This window comes from Nostoc sp., assembly GCF_036916735.1.
Taxonomy (GTDB): domain Bacteria; phylum Cyanobacteriota; class Cyanobacteriia; order Cyanobacteriales; family Nostocaceae; genus Nostoc.
In genome coordinates, this window is sequence record NZ_JBALFV010000083.1 from 1 (window position 1) to 21,522 (window position 21,522).

The 21,522-nt window shown below is 41.2% G+C and carries 20 protein-coding genes; 8 read left to right on the forward strand and 12 right to left on the reverse strand.

Annotation, left to right across the window (positions count from 1 at the left end; genetic code table 11):
- Nucleotides 1–277: 277 nt before the first annotated feature.
- From V7L20_RS18590 to V7L20_RS18610, 5 genes are all read right to left on the reverse strand, one after another.
- Nucleotides 278–1,444, reverse strand: coding sequence for a YcjF family protein (locus V7L20_RS18590; RefSeq protein ID WP_334745503.1), 1,167 nt, complete (start codon nucleotides 1,442–1,444; stop codon nucleotides 278–280).
- 94 nt (nucleotides 1,445–1,538) lie between these two features.
- Entirely contained in the window at nucleotides 1,539–1,778 is a 240-nt protein-coding gene (locus V7L20_RS18595) for a hypothetical protein (RefSeq protein ID WP_334745504.1), read from the reverse strand.
- The gene (locus V7L20_RS18600) at nucleotides 1,772–1,915 is read right to left on the reverse strand and encodes a hypothetical protein (protein WP_334745505.1); all 144 of its coding nucleotides are present in this window, start codon (nucleotides 1,913–1,915) and stop codon (nucleotides 1,772–1,774) included. Before V7L20_RS18600 ends, V7L20_RS18595 begins: the two co-directional genes overlap by 7 nt.
- Before the next feature lie 269 nt (nucleotides 1,916–2,184).
- Nucleotides 2,185–3,012: an alpha/beta fold hydrolase gene (locus tag V7L20_RS18605; protein ID WP_334745506.1), complete on the reverse strand. Its 828-nt coding sequence runs from the start codon at nucleotides 3,010–3,012 to the stop codon at nucleotides 2,185–2,187.
- Nucleotides 3,013–3,194: 182 nt separating this feature from the next.
- Complete coding sequence (locus V7L20_RS18610; RefSeq protein WP_334745507.1) at nucleotides 3,195–3,920, reverse strand: lysophospholipid acyltransferase family protein; 726 nt, start codon at nucleotides 3,918–3,920, stop codon at nucleotides 3,195–3,197.
- 370 nt (nucleotides 3,921–4,290) lie between these two features.
- Here V7L20_RS18610 and metG point away from each other — a divergent pair, with 370 nt between their 5' ends.
- From metG to menH, 5 genes are all read left to right on the forward strand, one after another.
- A complete protein-coding gene (gene metG, locus V7L20_RS18615; protein WP_334745508.1) occupies nucleotides 4,291–5,895 on the forward strand; it encodes a methionine--tRNA ligase in 1,605 nt (534 codons plus the stop codon).
- A 167-nt stretch (nucleotides 5,896–6,062) separates the two neighbouring features.
- Nucleotides 6,063–6,692, forward strand: coding sequence for a LabA-like NYN domain-containing protein (locus V7L20_RS18620; RefSeq protein ID WP_334745556.1), 630 nt, complete (start codon nucleotides 6,063–6,065; stop codon nucleotides 6,690–6,692).
- Nucleotides 6,692–7,903 (forward strand): LPS export ABC transporter periplasmic protein LptC, encoded by a 1,212-nt coding sequence (lptC, locus tag V7L20_RS18625; RefSeq protein WP_334745509.1) that lies wholly within the window; start codon nucleotides 6,692–6,694, stop codon nucleotides 7,901–7,903. The genes V7L20_RS18620 and lptC overlap by 1 nt, the downstream gene beginning before the upstream one ends.
- A 316-nt stretch (nucleotides 7,904–8,219) precedes the next feature.
- Nucleotides 8,220–8,621, forward strand: a complete 402-nt coding sequence (locus V7L20_RS18630) for a metal-sensing transcriptional repressor (RefSeq protein ID WP_334745510.1) — start codon at nucleotides 8,220–8,222, stop codon at nucleotides 8,619–8,621.
- A 534-nt stretch (nucleotides 8,622–9,155) separates the two neighbouring features.
- A complete protein-coding gene (menH, locus tag V7L20_RS18635; protein WP_334745511.1) occupies nucleotides 9,156–9,953 on the forward strand; it encodes a 2-succinyl-6-hydroxy-2,4-cyclohexadiene-1-carboxylate synthase in 798 nt (265 codons plus the stop codon).
- Nucleotides 9,954–9,979: 26 nt separating this feature from the next.
- Here the strand turns inward: menH and V7L20_RS18640 are convergent, their stop codons facing one another.
- Entirely contained in the window at nucleotides 9,980–10,642 is a 663-nt protein-coding gene (locus V7L20_RS18640) for a glycoside hydrolase family 24 protein (RefSeq protein WP_334745512.1), read from the reverse strand.
- Nucleotides 10,643–10,893: 251 nt separating this feature from the next.
- Nucleotides 10,894–11,553 (reverse strand): NAD(P)H-binding protein, encoded by a 660-nt coding sequence (locus V7L20_RS18645; protein WP_334745513.1) that lies wholly within the window; start codon nucleotides 11,551–11,553, stop codon nucleotides 10,894–10,896.
- Between the two features lie 178 nt (nucleotides 11,554–11,731).
- Between V7L20_RS18645 and V7L20_RS18650 the strand changes: the two genes are divergently transcribed.
- Nucleotides 11,732–12,403 carry a DUF1997 domain-containing protein gene (locus tag V7L20_RS18650; RefSeq protein WP_334745514.1) on the forward strand — a complete coding sequence of 224 codons (672 nt, stop codon included), beginning with the start codon at nucleotides 11,732–11,734 and terminating at the stop codon, nucleotides 12,401–12,403.
- A 65-nt stretch (nucleotides 12,404–12,468) separates the two neighbouring features.
- On the opposite strand, the gene V7L20_RS18655 is transcribed toward V7L20_RS18650, so the two are convergent.
- Entirely contained in the window at nucleotides 12,469–12,939 is a 471-nt protein-coding gene (locus V7L20_RS18655) for a DUF4079 domain-containing protein (protein ID WP_334745515.1), read from the reverse strand.
- A 209-nt stretch (nucleotides 12,940–13,148) separates the two neighbouring features.
- Between V7L20_RS18655 and V7L20_RS18660 the strand changes: the two genes are divergently transcribed.
- Together V7L20_RS18660 and V7L20_RS18665 are read left to right on the forward strand one after the other, a co-directional pair.
- Entirely contained in the window at nucleotides 13,149–14,432 is a 1,284-nt protein-coding gene (locus V7L20_RS18660) for an ankyrin repeat domain-containing protein (RefSeq protein ID WP_334745516.1), read from the forward strand.
- 511 nt (nucleotides 14,433–14,943) lie between these two features.
- Nucleotides 14,944–15,228 carry a hypothetical protein gene (locus V7L20_RS18665; RefSeq protein WP_334745517.1) on the forward strand — a complete coding sequence of 95 codons (285 nt, stop codon included), beginning with the start codon at nucleotides 14,944–14,946 and terminating at the stop codon, nucleotides 15,226–15,228.
- Between the two features lie 153 nt (nucleotides 15,229–15,381).
- Here the strand turns inward: V7L20_RS18665 and V7L20_RS18670 are convergent, their stop codons facing one another.
- The 4 genes from V7L20_RS18670 to V7L20_RS18685 form a co-directional block, all read right to left on the reverse strand.
- The gene (locus tag V7L20_RS18670) at nucleotides 15,382–18,258 is read right to left on the reverse strand and encodes a DUF3769 domain-containing protein (RefSeq protein ID WP_334745518.1); all 2,877 of its coding nucleotides are present in this window, start codon (nucleotides 18,256–18,258) and stop codon (nucleotides 15,382–15,384) included.
- A gap of 196 nt (nucleotides 18,259–18,454) precedes the next feature.
- The gene (locus V7L20_RS18675; RefSeq protein WP_015114068.1) at nucleotides 18,455–18,571 is read right to left on the reverse strand and encodes a photosystem II reaction center protein I; all 117 of its coding nucleotides are present in this window, start codon (nucleotides 18,569–18,571) and stop codon (nucleotides 18,455–18,457) included.
- Nucleotides 18,572–18,853: 282 nt separating this feature from the next.
- A complete protein-coding gene (gene murJ, locus V7L20_RS18680; RefSeq protein ID WP_334745519.1) occupies nucleotides 18,854–20,458 on the reverse strand; it encodes a murein biosynthesis integral membrane protein MurJ in 1,605 nt (534 codons plus the stop codon).
- Nucleotides 20,459–20,894: 436 nt separating this feature from the next.
- The gene (locus tag V7L20_RS18685; protein ID WP_334745520.1) at nucleotides 20,895–21,401 is read right to left on the reverse strand and encodes a pentapeptide repeat-containing protein; all 507 of its coding nucleotides are present in this window, start codon (nucleotides 21,399–21,401) and stop codon (nucleotides 20,895–20,897) included.
- Nucleotides 21,402–21,522: the final 121 nt, after the last annotated feature.

The following is a 21,522-nucleotide window of genomic DNA, read 5'->3' on the forward strand; positions in this document are numbered from 1 at the left end:
TACTCGTTAATCCACCTCAGAACTCCGTTAATGAGTCTTTGATACTCATGAATCCACCTCAGAACTCCGTTGATGAGTCTTTGATACTCGTTAATTAAAGCTAGGACTTACGCAAAAAGTGCTAAAAAGCTTAATTTATCGAACTGCCAAGAACGCCAAGAATCGTAGAATTTGCGTAAGTCCTAAAAGCTATGAACTTCACTGTTTTAACTCCTGCCTCATGCCCCATCCCCAATGCCCAATGCCCAATACTTCGACTAGCGAGCGTACAAGTGCTCTATGCCCCAATTCCATTTGTATCAATATCAAATTTGCTAGCGATCGCTCCTATTATTTCTTGCTCAACTGGTGTAATCTGATTGTCAAGCTGGGCAATTTTGTCACACTGAGCTAGCAACGGTATAGCAAAATCACGATTCAGCTGATTGAGCAGTACATTTAAAGGCTTGGGCGATTTAATATTTCGGGCAATGGCATCTAAGGAGTTAGAAGTCAGGTTTAGAATTCGTAACTCTGGCAAAATTTCTTCCCAAGTCTTCTCTGGATGACTAGCGAGGATCATGTGAACTAAAATTTGATCCATAACTGCTTCTTGAGCGATCGCAGTTTCTAAATACTTTTCACTCTCTGCTTTTAATGTTGCTAGTGTCTGTGGCGATGAGAGCGAAGTTGATTGATCTAGCTTGGCTTCGTAAAATCGACAAGCAGCATACCCCAATGAATAGATCATCGTCGCATTTGAACTAGCTCCAACTACTGCACCCGCCAAGGGTATATTTCGCAGCAAGCCTAATCCCGCAGCTTTTAAAAGACGCTCTCCACCCAAAGCCAAACCAAAAATTGCCAAAACTTCACCTTTACGGGCAGGATCTTTTAAATCCAACCCGTAGACAGATGCAATTTGATAAAGCATTTCTGATTGTAATTTTGTTGTTGCTGTTAAATCAATTGCCAACAATGCAACTGCGATTCCTGGCAAAAAACTAGTTGCTAATCCCACTGTCCCTGCTTGAGTTGCTTTTTCTACCATAATTCTGTGAGCAATCTGGCTGGGTAATTCATTGGGATACTTTTGTTTAAGCTTGTTTACCGCAACTTCTGCTTTTTCCAAATCAACAAGGTTAGTATCACTAATAAGCCAATTTAGATTTAATACTCCAGATAGTTTTCTAATCAGCCAATTTTCGCTCAGGCTATTCACAACCTGGCCGCTACTTTGAGTTGTTTGCTCAATAAACTTATGTGTTTCTTTCGCTGTCGCTTCTCCCACCTCTACTGCTGTATCTAAAACTGCTTTGCCAGTCTCAGCAACAGTTTTAATAAAAAACTCTACTATAGACGGTTCATTTTCTACTGATGATTGAGCCTGAATTTTTACTTCTGAAGTTTCTCTGGGTGAATTAACTAATTTATTCACCTCTATTTCTTGGGATTTGTCTGTCATAGCTTGACACCATCTTGTAAAGCCTCTCTCTTTTGGTTTTAGCGAAATATGAGCGGCTCTACATCCCTCTATAAACGTAAATATCAGTTTAAGATTAACTATTTTCTTGTCTAAACAACTGTCTTAATCCATCAATAATAGGAACATACTGCTCTGGGGTGAGTGTTCCCAAATACGCCAAAACTCGATTTATATCTAATCCGCGCGTTTGATCTAGTAAGACAATGGAAGACAGAGACAAAGCACCAGCATCAGCTAACAAACACGGATATAAGCTAGGATTATTGAACACCCAAGAGCTACTCTGGGTAGTTAAAAGTGCAATCATTAGCATTGGATAGCAGACTTATCCCAAGGTATACCGACTACTACAGCAGGTCGAGTTCCTTGCCGTTCGCGTCCTCTAAAAGTACTAGTAGGCAAACTTACTATAACTACGTCGCCACATTCAAGCAAATCAGGTTGGAGCATTCTTGCCACCAACAACTTTTAGCCCAACTCCAGGGATATATTCTACTGGCTTACCTTTTGGCTGTCCTTGGGAACCCCAATCATAAGAGTCATCTGGAAATAAATTTCCTTTGCTTTGATTAATTTCGTCATTTAATAATAGCTACTATTGATGTTTTTCTTATAAAGGAAGATTGGCAATGGCATCTAGAAGTGATTCAAAAGAAATTTGCAGTTTGATAAATGTTTTGGTTATAGTGGGTTTTGAGTTTGCTGAATTAATTTCTACCCTATCCTCTCCCCTGTAGCCCCCTACCTATATCAGCATTACTTTCTAAAAAGTTGTTAACCTTAAGAATTTCATAGAGATTAATATTTTCCTCTAGCAAGCAAGCATGTCCACAATTGGGCAATACTACAATTTTGCTATTTGGTAAGATATTCGCTATCCGCTTCACTTCAGTTACAGAAGGTAAAAGGCGATCGCTACCACCAGCAATCAGTAAAACTGGTTGAGTTAAGCGACCTAACTGCTTGTTATCAATATCAAATTCTCGCAGCAAAGACAACCGCCAATGAACGGTTTCTAGCGGCACAGTACGCATAGTTTTCAGCAGTTCATGGCGATCGCTCCGAGAAATGCGTGGCAAAGATGCTAGAAATGGCAACAATCCCAGTGCGCCAACATCATACAACTCTGATGGCACTAAATAAGTAAGTTGAGATGCCCAATTCAACCAAGGACGAAGACGAAAGGACGAAGCTGGGTTAATTAAGATAATTCGCTTAAATAAATAGGGTGCTTGGATCGCTACTTTCATTGCCAAGCAACCACCAAAGGACTCACCACACAAGTAAACTGGCCTCTGAGAGCTTTTTTCTAATTCGGCGTCGATCAAGTCCAATACACTCTTAGCTAGCACATCCCAAGTGTTAAGGTCTTTGCGTGGAATCGCCAAACAACGAACATCAAAGCCAGCTTCTAATCCTGCGGTTTGCGATCGTAATAGTTGACCAGTTCCATCCATTCCTGGCAAATATACCAATAGGGGATACTCTGGCTTTACTCGTTTAGGAGTCAGGAAACAAGGGTTTAGCTCAACTTCTCTTATAGTCATTGGTCACTTGTACGCTCGCTAGTCGAAGTATTGGTCATTGGTCATTAGTCAATGGTATAAAACTTTTGGGCTGCTGATTATTGCTATTACGAGCTTCGGTACTTTTGAGCAAAAACAAAAAAGGTTTGGGAACAAGCTACTGAAAGTCGTGCAGACAATCCAAAATTCAAAATCGAATAGCTCTAATAGCAACCTTGACGCAGTAAATTGCTAATTTCGCCCTGACAGTGTTCTGTCAGTTCAGCCACAACAGTTCTGGCTTGCTTGCCGTGATATTTTTTTTGATGTTGGGGTGTAATCCAATAAGGGCGACCGATTAACACTGCAACTCGACGATAAAGTACCAGAGGATGCCAACCAGCTTGGTTAAATAAAGGTTCTGAAGGGTCAAATAGACTCAAAAGCCTTAAGGGGAATCCAGAAGTGTTTACTTCTTCTAAAGAGGCGATCGCGATCGGCAAAATTGCTAAATCCTGCACATCAGCTCGCAATGCTAAATGGGCAAATCCCCGTTGAAACTCACCTACCTGATTTGGCTGAGTAAATTTCACCATTGGTGCAGTGCCTTCTGGAAATACTCCCACCATCTGCTTAGACTGCAATAGCAATTGCGACTGCGAAAAAAAGCTTTGTTGGCGGTTTTGAGTTTCCTGCAAAGGAAAACACCCCAATTGATCGGTGACAATCTCCCGCATTACTGGCACTTGTCCCATGTAGTGATGGCAAGCAAAGCGGATCGGACTCGATAACGCCGCCATTAAAATCAGTGCATCCATAAAGCTGCGGTGATTGCTGACTACCAAAACGCTGGCATCCTGGGGAATGCGATCCTCGTAATAACGAAACATTTGGGTTGAAAGCGCCGCCACCAAAGCGCGAGAAATCTCTAGGGGGCTATTTCGACTCATATTTGATCAATATATTTTTCCGGTAAATATGGTATTTTGCTTAATTTAATTTTTACATTTCTTTACGAGTGCCATGACCGTCTTAAGATAGAAATATCTAATCCACAAAACCAGATAGATTTTTTAGATTATGGATTATGTATTCTCGATCACAATAATTTCTAATATAAGGTATCCAAAAAGATTATGGTTAATTTCGTTCTTGTAAGCAAAAATGAGTTGAATTGATGCATATTATAAAACAATTTTTGAACTGAGAAGTTTGCTACTATATAAGAGATTATTGGAAAAAATATAAATTTTGTTGTATAATAATCGCTTGGTTTTTCCGATAAAAGTAAAACGTTTTATAAGTTAATTTTAATTTTGCATGAATCTAGTGAATAAAACAAAAAAGACATTTGCATTAACAACACCCCTATATTATGTAAACGATGTGCCCCATATAGGCAGTGCTTATACGACGATCGCAGCAGATGTAGTAGCGCGATTTCAAAGGCTGTTGGGGCATCAGGTATTACTAATTACAGGTACAGATGAACATGGGCAAAAAATTCAGCGATCGGCAGAAAGTTTAGGCAAAGCTCCACAAGAGTTTTGCGATGAAATTGTCCCTAGTTTCGTTAATTTGTGGCAATTACTGGATATTCAATATGATCGCTTTAGTCGAACTAGCGCACCTGGTCATGAAGCGATCGTCAAAGAATTCTTTGATCGAGTTTGGAAATCTGGTGATATCTACCAGGGACAACAACAAGGTTGGTACTGCGTATCCTGCGAAGAATTCAAAGAAGAACGGGATCTTCTAGAAGGACACCGTTGCCCAATTCATATTAACAAAGAAGTGGAGTGGCGAGACGAGCAAAACTATTTTTTTCGCTTATCTAAATATCAAATCAAGCTGACAGAATTTTATCAATCTAGACCGGATTTTATTCAACCAGAAAGTCGGCGTAACGAAGTCCTTAGCTTCGTAAATCAAGGGCTGCAAGACTTTTCCATTTCGCGGGTAAATCTAGATTGGGGCTTTCCTGTACCAGTTGATCCCAAACACACCCTTTATGTGTGGTTTGACGCGCTATTAGGTTACGTAACTGCATTACTAGAACCAGATGCAGAACCGACTTTAGCAAATGCCTTAGAAACATGGTGGCCGATTAACCTGCACCTAATTGGTAAGGATATTTTGCGCTTCCATGCAGTTTACTGGCCAGCAATGCTGTTGTCGGCTGGCTTAACTTTGCCAGATCGAGTATTTGGACATGGTTTTTTGACCAAAGATGGTCAAAAGATGGGCAAAAGTCTGGGTAATACCCTTGATCCTGTGGCGTTAGTTCAACGCTATGGTAGTGATGCCGTTCGTTATTACTTCCTTAAGGAAATCGAATTTGGCAGAGATGGAGATTTTAATGAAGTAAGGTTCATTAATGTTCTGAATGCAGATTTGGCAAATGATTTAGGTAATTTGCTTAATCGCACCTTGAACATGGTGAAGAAATACTGCGCCCAGAATAATGTCCCATCAATCGGCAATGAAGGAATTTCTGACGAAAATCCATTGAAAACAATTGGTTTACGCTTAGGGGAGCATGTAAGACGAGCATATCAGGAGCTAGCTTTCAGTGAAGCCTGTGAGGCCATACTTTCACTGGTGCAAGCCAGTAATAAGTTTATTGATGAACAGGCTCCTTGGTCATTATATAAACAGGGACAGCAGGAGTCGGTGGAAAAAGTTCTGTATACAGTTCTAGAATCAGTTAGACTAGCAGCTTATCTGCTTTCCCCAATTATTCCGAAGATCAGTAGTGATATTTATCAGCAACTGGGCTTTGAAATAAACTTTAACGAGCAAATACAAAGTTCAATTACCGCTCCTTTTGCCACCCATGCAACATGGGGGATACTATCTAGTAAACACCAGTTGGGTACACCCCAACCGATTTTTAAGCGAATAGAACCCCCGAAAAACGATTAATCCTTATCAAACTCTGATTTTGTTCAATTTCTTAATTTTCTCAAAACATTTATCGGGGCTGAACTTAAATTAGTCCTGGAAGATTATCATAAGCCTCTGCAAATAGGACCTAAAAGTTAATAATTTGTATCAAAAATAACAGGGATAATAATTGAGGTATCACAATGATGTTGAATAATTTTGAAACCGATTCAATATTTACGCCAGAACAAGTTTTGGAGAATCGGGGTCGAGTCGCTATATTTATTGATGGCTCAAATCTATTTTACGCTGCACTGCAACTAGGGATTGAAATCGATTACACGAAACTGTTGTGTCGATTAACTGGAGGTTCTAGACTACTACGGTCTTTTTTCTACACTGGTGTAGACCGGACAAACGAGAAACAACAAGGATTTCTGCTGTGGATGCGTCGCAATGGCTATCGAGTCATTGCTAAGGATTTAGTCCAGCTACCAGATGGCTCTAAAAAAGCTAACCTGGATGTAGAAATAGCAGTCGATATGATGGCGCTAGTAGATTCTTATGATACCGCAGTTTTAGTTAGCGGTGATGGGGATTTGGCTTATGCGGTAAATTCAGTCAGCTATCGTGGCGTGCGGGTAGAAGTAGTGAGCTTGCGTTCGATGACCAGCGACAGCTTAATTAATGTTAGCGATCGCTACATTGATTTAGAAGCCATCAAAGAAGATATTCAAAAAACCCCTCGCCAAAGCTATCCATACCGACCCTTATCTGGTATCGGTTTTTTGGAAGACCCCAGAACTAGTGATGGACATATAGAAATCCAAGAATAATGGCGTATCAATTTCATCAAAGGGGGAGACAGTGCGAGAGAAAAATTAAAAATTTCTCCTCTACTCCTCCTTTTCTTCTTTTACCTTTAATTTTTTTCTTAATATTTGGTTTAGTAAGCTGTGGGGGTAAATCTCCCATAGCTTCTCAACAAAATACTGCGGCTTCATCTAACCAAGATAGCAATTTAACTTTCTTTGATGTCACCTTAGAGCAGGCAGATGAAGTAGGACGGCCGATTTGGAAAGTTAGGGCTAAACAAGCAAAATACACTAAAGAAAAACAAATTGGTCAAGCTGAAAGTCCTTATGGTGAACTATATCAAGATGGCAAAGTAGTTTATAAAATCAAAGCAGATGTTGCAGATATTGAACAAAATGGGAAGCAGTTATTTCTGAAAGGTAAGATATTTGCAATAGATCCTAATAATGGAATTGTCTTGCAAGGTAATGAATTAGAATGGCGTCCCAAAGAAGATTTGTTGATTGTCCGTAAGCAGATTAACGGTAGTCATAAACAACTACAAGCTGTGGCGCAGGAAGCACGAGTCAAAACCCGCGAACAGCGCATGGAATTTTCTGGAGGGGTAATAGCAAATTCCACTGATCCCCAGTTACAAGTAAGAACCGAGCATTTAATCTGGAATATTAAACAAGAAAAACTGATTGGCGATCGCCCTTTACAAATCGACCGTTACAAAGATAATAAAATTAGCGATCGCGGCAAGGGAAATTCTGCCGAAGTCAACTTAAAAACCAAAATTGCCACTATTCAACAAAATGCTCAATTAGATTTACTAGACCCACCAGTGCAAATACTTAGTAACTCTATGACCTGGAACATGAACGCAGAAACTGTCATTACAAATTCCCCCGTGCGGATGTTTCAGCGTGTCGAAAATCTTACCGTCACCGCCAATCAAGGTGAAATGAAAATATCGCAAAAAACGGTTTATTTAACAGGTAACGTCAACGCCATTGGTCAGCGTCGCCAGTCTTTGAAATCTAATACATTAACTTGGTATTTAGACAATAAGTTAGTTGAAGCTCAGGGAAATGTAGTTTATCGACAAGTTGACCCACAATTAACTTTTACAGGTGAAACAGCTGTTGGTAATCTGCAAACAGAAAATATTGTTGTCAAAGGCGGCACTTCTAGCGGTAGGGTAGTAACAGAAATTATTCCCCAAGAAAGAGCCAATCGTCAGCAGTAGAGTTAAGGAAGTGGGGAGTGGGGAGTAGGGAGACCAGGGGAGATGAGAGAGTGAGCAGGGGAGATGAGAGAGTGAGCAGGGGAGACAAGGGGACAATGGGACAAGAGGTGAGAACTTGCAACAAGCTTTCCCTTTGTCCTCTTTCCAATACCCAATGTCCAATACTTCTCTTCTTGGGCTGCGCCCTAAGCGTAGCTATGCCGCAGGCTTTACGGCTAACAAGAGGACAAGCTCAGTACAAGTGCCCAATGCCCCATTCCCCACTCGCTACAAGCACTAGGCTAGGATCTTAGTACTACAAGTCTTCTGATAACCCATGAATGGATCAAACCAATTAGACAAGGAATCCCTACCAATAGCTCAACAAGCAGAACATTCCCACCATTACGATACAGACCACGAGCATACAAACCATACTCATGAGGCTGGAGAGTCAGCTCATCCTCACGTCCATAGCGAAGAGTCATTACGGCGAATTACCAATCGATTATCGCGGATAGAAGGACATGTTCGTGGTATTAAAACAATGGTGCAGCAAAATAGTCCTTGTCCTGATGTTCTACTGCAAATTGCCGCAGTGCGAGGCGCATTAGATAAGGTAGCGCGAATTGTTTTGGATGAACATTTAACTGAGTGTATTGCTAGAGCTGCACAAGAGGGTAATATTGACGTTGAAATTAAACAGTTAAAAGCTGCTTTAGATCGATTTTTACCTTAATAATTAGAAAAGTAAAAATTAACTAGCACCACAAAACATTTTTTAGAGATGCAAGATTTGGTGTATTGACTCAGGCAAAGGGTTCTTTATGCTAAAATAAATACAGGTGTATTACGTGTATTAGAAAGGAGACGTTTTAGCATTACCTATCTTGCCAAGGATCGAAAAGGCGATACCTACCGCAGCAAGCTATGCGTAGTTATCAAATTTCTATTTTAGCGAAGTTATTGCTTAAGCATAATGTACGAAAAATAAGAATAAAAAAAGCTATCAATCAAATTTTGCTGGGGCTTGCTTTCAAATTTGTTCCATTGATTAGCCTGGGATTATCTAATGAATATTTAAATATTTATAAAAATATAAAAATTTTTCTAAAAATGATGCAATTGTTCCTTATTATGCCAACGATGCTAAAATATTTGAAACTAATTAACTTTCTTTTGTATTATCAATATCTGCGGACATTATGCTTTTTTCCACTGTTGCTGAAAAATTATATTAACTAAGACTTTAGATATCTTCTTTAAAAATGACTTGAAATATAATTTAAACTATTATTTAAATCTTAATATAAACAAACCTCTAATTCTTTTTTTACACGGGTTCATGGGAAATATTAATGAATTCGATGAAGCTATAAAAGTACTAACTGAAGATTTTTCTTATCTTACCCTTGATTTACCTGGACATGGTAAAACCCAAGTTTTAGGAAGTGATGAATACTATAAAATACAACCCACTGCTCAAGCAGTAATCAACTTATTAGATAAATTAAAAATAGGTAAATGCTACTTAATTGGTTATTCAATGGGCGGAAGATTGGCTTTATATCTAACTCTACATTTTCCAGAACGTTTTATTAAAGTTGCATTAGAATCAGCTTCCCCAGGTTTAGCAACAGAAGCAGAACGATTAGAACGACTTAGACGTGATGCTCAAATAGCTAGAAAATTAAGCAGAAATATTATTCAAACTGATTTTGCTGCTTTTCTTTCAAATTGGTACAATCAACCCATTTTTGGTCATATAAAAAATCATCCAGAATACGATCGTATGATAGAAAGTAGGTTGCAGAATAATCCCAATGAATTAGATAAATCATTGCGCTTCATGGGAACTGGATACCAACCTTCTTTGTGGGAAAAGCTACAAGAGAATAAAATTACTCTGCTCTTACTAGTGGGTGAATATGATAAAAAATTTATATCTATTAATACAAAAATGGCTCAAGTTTGTAAATTTATCCAACTAAAAATAATTAGTAATGCTGGACATAATATTCACTTTGAAAATCCCTTGGCATTTGTAGAAAATATTAAAGATTTCTTCTAGGCAACAAGTTAAAAATTAGGATAACCTCACTGCTTCTTTGGCAAGTTCTTTACTGCCTTGCTAGAAGGAGTTGGGGATGGTGTTAAATTCGGGGCTGTTGATTGATTTGCTGCGGTCAATTCTTCTTGCAGCATTTTGTAATAAATTTTAGGCAAAGAGCTACTGACAGAATTAGTTTCTATACCATATCCTAGACTTGTCCAGGTTGGAGAAAGCCGCCGCAAAACATCATTTAACTTTCCCTGACGCAACAGTTGAGAAAGATTAGTTCCCCAAACTTTAGAATCATTTAACCAACGGTAAACGACTATATCTTGATATTCTGCTTCAAAACTATAAGTAGTCCAAAACATCATCTGCATGGGTTTTGGATGATAACGGGAAGCTAAACGATACCAAGTAACGTTAATAATTTGATATCTGCCAGCAGCAGTGGAACAATTACCTGTATTGGGACCTGTGACAATTAGGACGCATATCTCAGGATGTCGGCTAAGGTCGTTGACTTGCTGTCCACCATACAACAGCGAATAGGGACGATTACCACTTGCTTCACTCGCCGAGATGGTTCGCATTAAAGCGCGGATATAGGGGTCGCCCTTTTTCATGACCAAAGGCGGCTGTTGAACTGCAAAGATGGGATCAGAAGGCGATCGCAAGTCTCCAATATACCATTGCAACAAATACACAAAGCCGAGAAGCGCGGCTATTGGCCCAATCAGTTTTTCAACACCTTTGAATTCAAAGCCTTTCAGAATCCGACTCCTTCAAATTTTTTCTCTTTGCAAACAACATTGATTGACGCGCTCATTCTGGTAAAGTTCACTCCAATAGAGGCTGACTGTTTGTAAGGGCACAGCATTGCTGTGCCCAAAACGCGTGTTGTATCCAAGCAAGACACGCCTATAAGAGTTTTAACTCTTAACTCCCTACTGGTTGATTACGCGACGTTAGCAAATAATTCCCCAAAAGTTTTGGAAGTAGCTTCAGGTTTGGCTACAATCTCGACAATTTTATTGCGTGCATCTGCTTCAAACAGCGCCTCAACAGCAACTTGGGCGACTTTTTGCCTGGGTATACTACCGTCGAAAAGTGTATTAGCACTCTGCATCACTATCGCGTCGGAGTTATCTTCATTCTTCAACCCACCAGGCCGCACAATCGTATAGGTAAGACCACTTTTCTGGATATACTCTTCAGCTTGCTTTTTCCACACTAAAATCAGCCAAAACAAGTTCAGTGGATGGAATAACCGTGAAGTACACAAAGAAGAAATAAAGACGAAATGCTCAATTCCCTTTGCCTTAGCAGTTTCTACTAAATTTTTAGTCCCCTCAAAATCTACTTTATAGGGGCCAGTGGGGTCAAAACTAGGTTTTGCACCAGTTGCAACCAACAAAACTGTGCTATCTCCCAACGCAGCAGTTAAACTTTCTGGTTGTAATACGTCGCCTACCACTAATTCGGCTTCAAGAGAGAGAATACCTCTAGCTTTCTCTATATCCCGCACCAAAGCCCGGACGGGAATATTCCGCGCTATCAACTCTTGCACAATCCGGCGACCTGTTTCACCCGTTGCCCCTGCTACAAATGCTTTCATGAGAAATGTTATCCTGGGAAACTATTGTGTGCTTGTTCAGTTCTTTATTTTAGTAATTCTATGGACTTGATGGTAGATTAATGAGGTTTCGGTAAAAATGGGATATTAGTGTGAAATGACCCAGGTATGTGGGGAATTATTAATATAGACGAACGCTAAAATATACATTAATGCATTTATGCTTTCAAGAAAAAGCGAATATAAATCTTGGGAAATAACAGAAGCAGTTTTACCTGTAGCTTCCAGCCCAGAAGCAGTAGAGGACATATTAACAGAAGTAAATGTAGCGACGGTTACAAAATTTTTCGGACGTTACCAAGATTTTATGGAAATGCCTGCCCCAGCAGATAAGGTTGCTGAGTATCTTAATAATCACGCTTCATGGTTTTCGCGTTGCGCTGAACCCATGAAGGTGCAATCACTTGGGAAAAATGGCTATGCTCTAGTAATTGGTCGTTTTGGTGCTTTTGGTTATGATGTAGAACCTAAAATTGGTTTGGAATTGTTGCCTCCAGATGAGGGTATTTACCGCATACGTACAATCCCCATTCCTGATTACCATCCGCCTGGTTATGACGTAGACTATCGGGCATCTCTACAGTTAATAGAAAACAATACTTTCTGTAGCATTGGTGAGATTACCAGAGTTGAATGGGAATTGGATTTAATAGTTGATCTGCACTTTCCCAAGTTTATTCAGCGATTACCCAAGTCTATAATTCAATCTACAGGCGATCGCTTACTTAACCAAATTGTCCGCCAAGTCTCTCGCCGCTTAACTCGCAAAGTTCAGCAAGATTTTCATAAATCTTTGGAAATACCCTTTCCTGCTAATTCTAAGCAAAAGTAGTGATTAAACAGTTATTTGTTGTCATTTGTCACTAATTTTTGACAAATGACAAACTACTACTTAATCTATGCTTGAGTCAGAATTCTTTGGAAAATTTGCACCCCAGTAACAGCCTGCCAAGCAAAAAGTCCTAAAAGGATAAAATTCAACAAAATGTGAGTTGCACGCGCCCAATTTGCCCCTTTCTGCATGTAAGGAGATAAAGCAGCAGAAAATGCAATCAAACTCATCATACCCAGCCCTGCTAGTAGGTGAGATCCGAAAAATAACTTACCATGATTGATGTAAGTGACAATCATAGCACCGATCGCACCTGCCACCATCAAAGCTAAGAGTATAGACCCCATTTGGTAGTGTCTGACGTTATATCTACCTTTAATCAGTTCTTTCTTTTCTTCTCCCTTAGCATTTCTGGTATGCTGTACTTGCAGCCCCAAGTAAGCAGCATAAATTGAGAGCGCTAATAGCGCCCACATGAGTACTGGATGAATAAAGTTCAGCCAATATTTAATTGATGGAGTAAGTTGCAGACTCATTGTGTTCTCCCCTATTTATTAAATCTTCATAAAAATTAGCATAACTCTAGTTTCTGTGCCTAAAGTTGCACAGAGTAAAAGAGAATAAGAAAAATTCTGCTTTCTCATTTCCCTTACTATTTTGCTTCACCCTCTTGCCAAAGTGGATAAACAATCTCAGACTAAATTTTGAGGGTAGACGAACAAAACCCCCTGGTGGGATCTCATCCATGACTGAAAACGACGATACTTTGCTGGTACAAGCAGCTAAAAACGGGGATATTAAGCATCTGAGTGCGCTACTGGCTGCTGGTGCGAGGGTAAACGCGTGCGATCGCCAAGGCACGACGGCATTAATGTTTGCTGCCAATTTAGGCTACACAGAAATTGTCCGATCACTACTAGATGCTGGGGCAAATATCAACTTGCCTAGAAAACTCTATGGTTTGACGGCTTTGATGTTGGCAGCTAGTGCCAAACAGCTTGATATTTTGCAGCTTTTACTATCCAAAGGTGCTGATGTCAATGCCACTAATGAAGATGGTAGCACAGCTTTAATGGCAGCTGTAGTTAAAGGTTATGTCGATGTCGTGCGAGTCTTATTGGCTGCTGGTGCAAAGGTGAATATCGCAGATAAAGATGATGATACTGCGTTGAAACTAGCCGTTAAGCAGGGACAAATACAAGTTTTACAAGCAATTGTGCAAACTGGTGTCGATGTCAATATCCGAGATGAGGAGGGTGAGACACTATTAACATTAGCAGCAGATTTTGGACATCTGGAGGTTGTGGAAGCACTGCTAGCGGCGGGGGCTGATGTGAATGTGAGAAACGCCGATGGTGCAACAGCCCTATCGGCAGCTGCTGCGGCTGGACACAGTGCGATCGCAGCAGCTTTACTAGATCAAGGCGTTGAAATTAATCTTCAAGACCAAGATGGTGAAACAGCCCTACACCTTGCTGTTGTGGAAGGCTACATTGATGTTGTAGAAGTGTTACTTAACGGAGGTGCAAATGTCCAAATTAGGAACCACCTTGGTGATACGCCACTACTTGTAGCAGCATTGCAGGGACACAGCCATATTGTCGAAACATTATTGCATTCTGGGGCAGATATTACTGAGAAAAACCTCGGTGAAGTACCTTTGACGCTGGCTGCATCACAAGGACACACCCAAACAGTGAAAGTTTTGCTAGAGTATGGTGCTGATGCCAACACTCGGGGTGATGATGGCAAAACTGCTTTGATTAAGGCAACCGAACGCAAGCACACAGAGATAATACATTTGTTGCTAGCAAAGGGGGCAGATGTGAATTCTCAAGACTCAGCGAAGGCAACAGCATTGATATGGGCTGCCTCAACAGGTTACAGCGAAATTGTGCAGTTATTACTGCAAGCTGGGGCAGATGTGAATTTAAAAAACCGGGGTGGTTATACTGCTTTAATGATTGCAGAATTTAATGGTTACAAAAATGTGGTGCGGAGTCTGCAAAAAGCTGGGGCGCAAGAATAGCCATGTCAATTCTCTAACTATAGCAGTTCCCATTCAGATGCTGTACAACTTACATTACAAGGTGTTGGGGCACGGCAGCGCCCATTGGTGTCAACTTAATGAGCTAAAGCCCAAATTTGTTAGGTGTAAACGTTAATCTGTCGATGGCGCTTACGCCTGATTTTGACTAATTCAAACAGCTTTTGAAGTTCCACTACTTGCTTAAAAATTTGTGTAAATAATTAAATTGCAATACAGTTCAGTCAACGCTAAAAACCTTAGATAATTTTAGGGTTTAAAGTTGAGGGGAGATAGTAATGAAAATATTTGTTTTTCAATTCCTTCTATTGGCAGCACTGGTACATGTTGTTGTCGCCGACCTGGGTTTTCTTATGAGAGCTGTAATAGTAATTCGTTCTCTTCTTTTAATTATTTTTATTGATGATTTTGATAAATAATTATATTAGCTATTATCAATAGTTTTTCTTAAAGTAAAATTACCAATTTTAAATACGTGTAAAAGATATTACTCATGGAAAAGATTAATGCCATACCAGAAATAGTGGGTGAAACAACAGATGCAGAAATTTGGCTAATTCGAGCAGGGCTAAGATTTTCAGACTTAGGTAACGATGCTGCAAGTATTGCAATTCGTAAGCAATGGCGGGAGTACCAAGCCGCAGTGCAAAGATGCTGTGCAACTTTACACCAACCACCTTCACGTATTCAACTAAGCGGCGAGTATGCCAAGCTGAGAATACCTGGTGCGGCATCAACCAATTGTGCTGTAATATCAAGCCCAGGTGATTACTTGTAATAAAATCTATGAATGTAGGTTGGGTTGTAGCAAGATCCCCATAGGGGTACGGTAGTGAAACCCAATCTACATATATTATAAGTTTTGAAGCGGACATGATATAAAGCTGTCGAGTCGTACCAAATTCTTAGACTGAGCAAAAGATAGAAAATCTTAATAATCCTGTTGGACGCCGCCTACCACTGGCTTAACTTCAGAAAATGGATCAGTGCCGCCACCCCAATTAAAATCACTAATTCGGATGCTGATTCCGCCTAACTCCAACACCGGATTGTAACGCAAAGTGATACCATAAGTGCGACGGCTATATTCCACAATGTAGTCGGTGCTACTTTCTTTACCAGTATCCAAGTTAACAGATGTTTGAAAGCCTAAGCGAAAAGGGCCGTAAATTTGCTGTGATATGCCAGCACTCAACACTTTGTTATCAACGGAGCGATCAAACAAAAAGGGTGATAATCCGCTATTTAAGCCTTGAGAGTAACTAATATTAAAGGCAGTATAGTCTAAAAAAGGTCGAGAAAAATGACCAATTTGCCCTAGTAAACCAATTGTAGCAGTTAGGGTGCTTTGGTTATCGCCATTGGTGTAATAACTGCTAGTGCCTGTAAGTCCAGCGATCGCTTGCAAGTAAGGAACTACTGGGGTAGCAGTGTATCGTAATCCCTCACTGGCAGTGGCTGGTAATGGTTTTCCCTGCCACAGCAACAGCCCAGTACTGAGGGAAGCGCTGCCTTGTAAACGACCTAGTGAGATGCGATCATTTTCCCGCACTGGTTTTAGTAAGTCTTGGCGATCAGTGTTGGCATCGATATACCGAGCGCTTGCCTGATAGGTGAGGTTGATGCCACTCTTTCCTAAAGGAATCACAGGAGAGGTAATAATGCCGCCAAGACTGCTCTGGACGGTTTGAAAGCCAAGGGTACCGTTGTAAAAACGCTCACGGTAGCTATACTCCAGATTCAAAACATGGGGAAGGGAAGTCCCTAATATCTGGCGCAATCCTAACCTCGCCCGCAAACTATCTTCTAGGTTGTTCAAGTTAAAACTAGTTAATTCGCCTGTCCCGTCAATTACGGCTCGTGGACTCAAAACAGAATTTATCTTTGTCTTCACAGCAAACAGTGCGCCTAAATCACCCGTGCCTTCTTGCACAGCTCTCTGTATTAACAACTGGGGCGTGATCGTCCAGCGTGTCTGCTCTGTATCGATCACCGGAAAGCCACGCTCAATATACAAACCACCCCGATCTTTTCCATCATAGCCAGGGGAGACTATTGCAGGTGTAACATCCCGCTCCCGGCGGTCAATAGTCCGCTCATTCACCGGAATCGGCAAAGAGACGGTTTGATCCAATACCAAACGCTGCTTCTGTGTCCTGATGCGGTCTACCAAGGGTGATTCATGCGTTAGAGTTACTGTATTTGCACGCAACTCTAGTTCTGGGGGCGAAAAAGGATCGTTGGTGATGCGAACATCCCTTGCTTGCCAGCCTTGGGGATAAAAATCAATGTGTTCAGCTTCAAACCTGAGCCTATTCACTACACCCCCTCTTTTTGGGGGCGCGATGTTGCTAGCATTTGCCTGACCACCAAATCCCACATCAATTCCTCCAGGGCTGCTCACACCTGAAAGGGGCTGATTGGCTCTAATGCGATCGCTCGGCGGACGTTTTGGAACTCCACCAGCAGTTACACCCGTGGGTGAAAAAGCAAAATCTGTTTGTGCTGAGGGAACATAAATTTCTCCTCTACCATTTAGCAGTTCCCCACTATCTTGAACAAAGTTATACGTAAAGCGTTGTCCGCGCAGTATCTGATCACCCCGTGTTAAAGTTACGTTGCCTTCTCCTGCAGCAATCAAGTTGTCTAAATTGACTTGCAAGCGATCAGCATCTACCACCGCCCCATCAAAGCGCACAACTACATTACCAACAGCTGTAATAATTCGCCGTTGCTCGTCATACTCTTGCCGATCTGAAGTGACTTCTACAATTCTCGGTTTAGCTGGCGCAGTTGTATCAGCTGGTTGACTTTGTGACTGATTAGTGGTTTTGACATCTGGTGTAAGCGTTTGTGCTTGAGCTTGTTGTTGGGCTTGGGACTTGAATCCTACAGTGATGGGCTTTGAGAGTTGGTTTTTCGGGTTACGAGACTGGAATTTTATAAAATTTTGTATTAATTGAGAACTCGGTACAAGATCAGCAGCAGATACAGAGATATTGTCTCTTCCTGAAGACTGTGATGTAGTAATATCACTTTGCTGTTTTTGCTGGGTTAACTTTTCAGCTAAAATTCCCGCTTTGGATTCGACTAACTTGTTGCTGTTAGTAGTACTTGGGACAACTTGAAAAGGACGCAAAGACTGAGCAAGTTGGGGATTTGGGGAAACTCTATAGCTAAAGCTACCATCCAAAAAGGTTTGCTTTTCTCCACTAAAGTTGAAAGTTAGCGTAGACGCAAAGCAGCTTGTCGTCAGACATCGCTCACCAAGTTTTTGAGAAGGTTCACGTTTTACGTTTACAGAGGAAGCCTCCACTCCAACTTTTGTGGACAACGTAGTGGCTTCTCTTTGCCTCTCCTGTTTGCGTAACGCCGCTCTTAGTAGAAGTTCCGAGCGCCCAACGCCGACACTCAGACTTGTCTTTGTGTATTCTTTATCTTGGTAATTAGAGGTTTTAACCTCCTGTGTCGGATAACCAACGTTCGGCGATCGCCCCAAAAGTGCAGCAGTTCCAGAACTGTTGATCGGCGAAATTTCTGGTGGATGGGGTACAGAGGGAGTTTCGGTAACTACCAAGTGATTCTGAGTTGAGTTGATCGAAGTTGCCAATGGCGGATCGCTCTTGGTTTCACCGACAATTGCCAACCTAGCCAAATCCTTGGGCTGCTTGGATTTGTCTGTCTTTTTGTGTTTTCCAGTATCTACATCTAAAAGAAAATTTGTATGACTAGCAGATGAGGCGGGATTTACAGCTTGTAAAGATTCGAGGATAAAAGGCGGATTAGGCGGCAGAACTGGATGAAGCATATTTGAGCATAATCGGGCTAACAAACAGCCAAATGACGGACGGAAGGATTAAACTACATTTTGCCTTCCGACTGTCGCCTTCTGCTACCGGTAGCAAGCCACTTTGAGAAGGAAACTTACTAGGCGAAAGTTTAGTAAGTTTCCGTGGCGTTTAGTATCTTCCGCCTTCTCAGGTCGCGGATGATTTATCGCCCTTTTACTCTAAGTCCCGCCGACCGGGGTTACGGGCTGGATCATTTGACAAAAATCCGAATACGAAGATAGTTACGAAGAAGGCAACAACAATATAAACAGCGATTTTTAAAGTCAGCATAGAAATATCTCCAAGGAGTAAGACAAAGAAAGCTTTTCTTTCAGGATCTGCCATGCAGAAAAGATAACTACTTTATATTACCCAAATCTCGTCCCTTTTGAGAGGACTTTGGGGACTTAGGACTAGCGACTTGGAGATTAAGGGCTAGCAGTGCCTACCCTAAGTTTATTGAGAATGGTGCAAGATGTCAGTTGTCTGACCTTTAAATGCCCTGAAGAAATAGCTCAGAGACTAATTACTCTTGTGACGTTAACAGACGGCAAAAGTTTCTTTAAATAACAGTTATTTTTTCAAAAAGCGCTGACGTAGACGAGATATAAAAGTATTCACCTCTGGTATTTTCATTGATGAAGCGATCGCAGCAAACACCGCAATCCCCACAAAGCCTGATATACACAATTGCAACACCACAATTAGTAAACCCGTTTTATCTAAGAATTGCCGAGAAGCAATTAATGTTCCATAGCTTGCTACCCCAGCTACCAAGCTACCCGCAGTCAAACCCAAAATTGGCAAACTCCACTCACGCCAGGGTAAACCATTGAGCTTGCGATCGAGCAACCATAACAGCATCAATATTGAACTGCAATTTACACCCACTGTTGCTAAAATCAAACCGGGAGCGCCAAAAGGTTTAACGAAAAACCAATCCAATATGATGTTGAGCAAAATGTTAAAAATACTGATGCGAAAAGGTGTCTGTCCATCGCCTAAAGCATAGAACACCCGCACCAAAACATCACGTCCCAAATAGGCAAACATCCCAATTCCATAAGCGATTAGCAAGGATGAAACTAGCTGTGTGGCTTCTGGTTTGAAAGCACCACGCTCATATACCACCTGCACAATGGGTACAGATAGCGCCACCATCAGCGCCCCTAGCGGTAGCATAGTGAAGGCAGTAAGTAGCAGTCCTTGGCGAATGCGTAATTTTAAATCTGGCCAATTTTCGGGGCCGGCAAGTTTGGCAAATATCGGTAACAGGGGCAGTAAAATGATATTAGAAATAATCCCTAACGGAGTTTGGACTAATAAATTTGCATAGTTAAATCCTGCCGCAGCACCAGGAATAGGACTGGCAAAATAAAGGTCAGTGGCAACATTAATTGGCATCATTCCAGAGGAAATCGTTGCCGGAGTCATAATTTTAATCACTTCTTGAACGCCAGGAGATTTAAAACCAAATCGCAGACGTAATGTGCCTAATCCTAACCGCCACTGAACAATTAGCTGCACTAACCACTGGAGAACTGCTCCTGCCAAGGTTCCCCAAGCTAAAACCATTCCACCGATTAAAGCGTACTCCGGCTTAATAATGTCTTTGCCCAGTTGCATAGCCAAGATGCCAAGACCGGCAACAACGGTAATACTAGATAATAAGGGACTAATGGAGAGTAACCAATATTGATTGGCTGTATTGAGAGTACCAAAGCCAATGCCAATTAATCCGGCAAATAAAGCCATTGGTGCCATAATGCGGAGTTGTTGAATTGCGATGGCTCTGGTTGTCTCTTCCAAACCATGACCAACTAAATCAACAATGGCATCCGCAAATAAAACTTGAGCAGCTGTCACCAGCAACAGCGATCCAGCTACCAGCGTTGTCACGGTTTCTACTAAAGGAGCCGCTTCTTCTCGCCGCCGCTTGGCTAAAACGCTGACAACTGCACTATGTAATGGCCCATTGACACCACCGAGTAATATCAATAGAAAGCCAGGAATAATATAGGCATAACTATAGGCGGTGGCAGCAGCACCAACACCAAAAGCGGCAGCGATCGCTTGCTGCCGCACTAAACCGAAGACTTTACTAATTAATGTGGCTGCGGCAACAATGCCAGCAATTCCAGCGAAAGAACGAGAGGGTTTTTGGTCTTGTTGTGTCACGAATATTACCCGACAACTCTTGCAGAGTGCATACTTTAAAACATTTAACCTGAAATTACGCAGTCTGTCAGGTAAATTTTGACAAATTAGTTATTTTATATGCTTTGGCCCTATAGCCCTTTGGGCATCCTACCGCAGGTATTAGCACGATCAGACTTACGCAAAATATCTCTCAAACTCTGATTTATCCGTGTTGCGCCAGTTGCTACCCTTCTTTTGAGAAAGACGCTGTGCGAACAGGAACGCTAAGAGCGAACTAGTCTCTTAACCGCAAGGGCGCACTGGCTTCTGTGCGCCTCTGCGGTAGCCTGCGGCAAGCCGATGCAGCGTCTACGTTATTCCGTAACTCGTGCGTAAGTCCTAACTAACTTAATCATGTCCTCTGTTGGATACAAGCCAAAATTATTTTTAACCCGTTATTGCTAAGACATCTTAACTATCGACAACCTAAACTATCTCGCGTTGACATACCCGTAATCGGATTTACCCCATCAGCTCTTTCACACATTAGCGACACTTGATAACGGTCAATCAAAGCATCGGTAAAATCAGCGCCTGTAATTTCAGCATCGTAAAAACGGCTGCGAGTCAAAGTGGCTTCTGTAAAAATAGCATTTTTCAGATTAGCACTATCCATAGTGACGCGATCAACCAAAGCGCCTGTCAGATTTGCACCTTCCAAATTTGCTTTTAACAAAACTCCTTTAGTCAGAATTGCGTTAGTTAAATTTGCTCCTTGAAAATTTGTCCCCCGCATTTCTGCTGCTACAAAAGTCACACCTGCCAAATTAGCTTTAGAAAAATCACGATTTTCTAAATTTATATTATTGTAATTGATTGTGTTTATTTGAGCAAAAGCGGGTTTAGGATTAAGTATTAACCACAAAAATGCTAGTATTAAAATCGCAATCAAACCAAAAAAGCGCAGTAAAATCTTTTTCATAACTTTATTATTTGTTCTTTGTCATTAGTCCTCTCTTACAAAGTTCTGAGCGCCGGCTTCCGGTGCTCAGACTCTGCACTTTGTCATTTACCCTCTATTAGTTAACAATGACTAATAAGCA

Excerpts from the sequence above, each read along its gene's own strand:
- V7L20_RS18665 (WP_334745517.1), top strand. The coding sequence starts at position 14,944 with ATGGAAAAGATTAATGCCATACCAGAAATAGTGGGTGAAACAACAGAT.
- V7L20_RS18600 (WP_334745505.1), bottom strand. The coding sequence starts at position 1,915 with ATGCTCCAACCTGATTTGCTTGAATGTGGCGACGTAGTTATAGTAAGT.
- V7L20_RS18645 (WP_334745513.1), bottom strand. The coding sequence starts at position 11,553 with ATGAAAGCATTTGTAGCAGGGGCAACGGGTGAAACAGGTCGCCGGATT.
- V7L20_RS18650 (WP_334745514.1), top strand. The coding sequence starts at position 11,732 with ATGCTTTCAAGAAAAAGCGAATATAAATCTTGGGAAATAACAGAAGCA.
- lptC (WP_334745509.1), top strand. The coding sequence starts at position 6,692 with ATGGCGTATCAATTTCATCAAAGGGGGAGACAGTGCGAGAGAAAAATT.
- V7L20_RS18590 (WP_334745503.1), bottom strand. The coding sequence starts at position 1,444 with ATGACAGACAAATCCCAAGAAATAGAGGTGAATAAATTAGTTAATTCA.
- V7L20_RS18685 (WP_334745520.1), bottom strand. The coding sequence starts at position 21,401 with ATGAAAAAGATTTTACTGCGCTTTTTTGGTTTGATTGCGATTTTAATA.
- V7L20_RS18655 (WP_334745515.1), bottom strand. The coding sequence starts at position 12,939 with ATGAGTCTGCAACTTACTCCATCAATTAAATATTGGCTGAACTTTATT.
- V7L20_RS18660 (WP_334745516.1), top strand. The coding sequence starts at position 13,149 with ATGACTGAAAACGACGATACTTTGCTGGTACAAGCAGCTAAAAACGGG.
- V7L20_RS18620 (WP_334745556.1), top strand. The coding sequence starts at position 6,063 with ATGTTGAATAATTTTGAAACCGATTCAATATTTACGCCAGAACAAGTT.
- V7L20_RS18675 (WP_015114068.1), bottom strand. The coding sequence starts at position 18,571 with ATGCTGACTTTAAAAATCGCTGTTTATATTGTTGTTGCCTTCTTCGTA.
- V7L20_RS18670 (WP_334745518.1), bottom strand. The coding sequence starts at position 18,258 with ATGCTTCATCCAGTTCTGCCGCCTAATCCGCCTTTTATCCTCGAATCT.
- V7L20_RS18610 (WP_334745507.1), bottom strand. The coding sequence starts at position 3,920 with ATGAGTCGAAATAGCCCCCTAGAGATTTCTCGCGCTTTGGTGGCGGCG.
- metG (WP_334745508.1), top strand. The coding sequence starts at position 4,291 with ATGAATCTAGTGAATAAAACAAAAAAGACATTTGCATTAACAACACCC.
- V7L20_RS18595 (WP_334745504.1), bottom strand. The coding sequence starts at position 1,778 with ATGCTAATGATTGCACTTTTAACTACCCAGAGTAGCTCTTGGGTGTTC.
- V7L20_RS18605 (WP_334745506.1), bottom strand. The coding sequence starts at position 3,012 with ATGACTATAAGAGAAGTTGAGCTAAACCCTTGTTTCCTGACTCCTAAA.
- V7L20_RS18630 (WP_334745510.1), top strand. The coding sequence starts at position 8,220 with ATGAATGGATCAAACCAATTAGACAAGGAATCCCTACCAATAGCTCAA.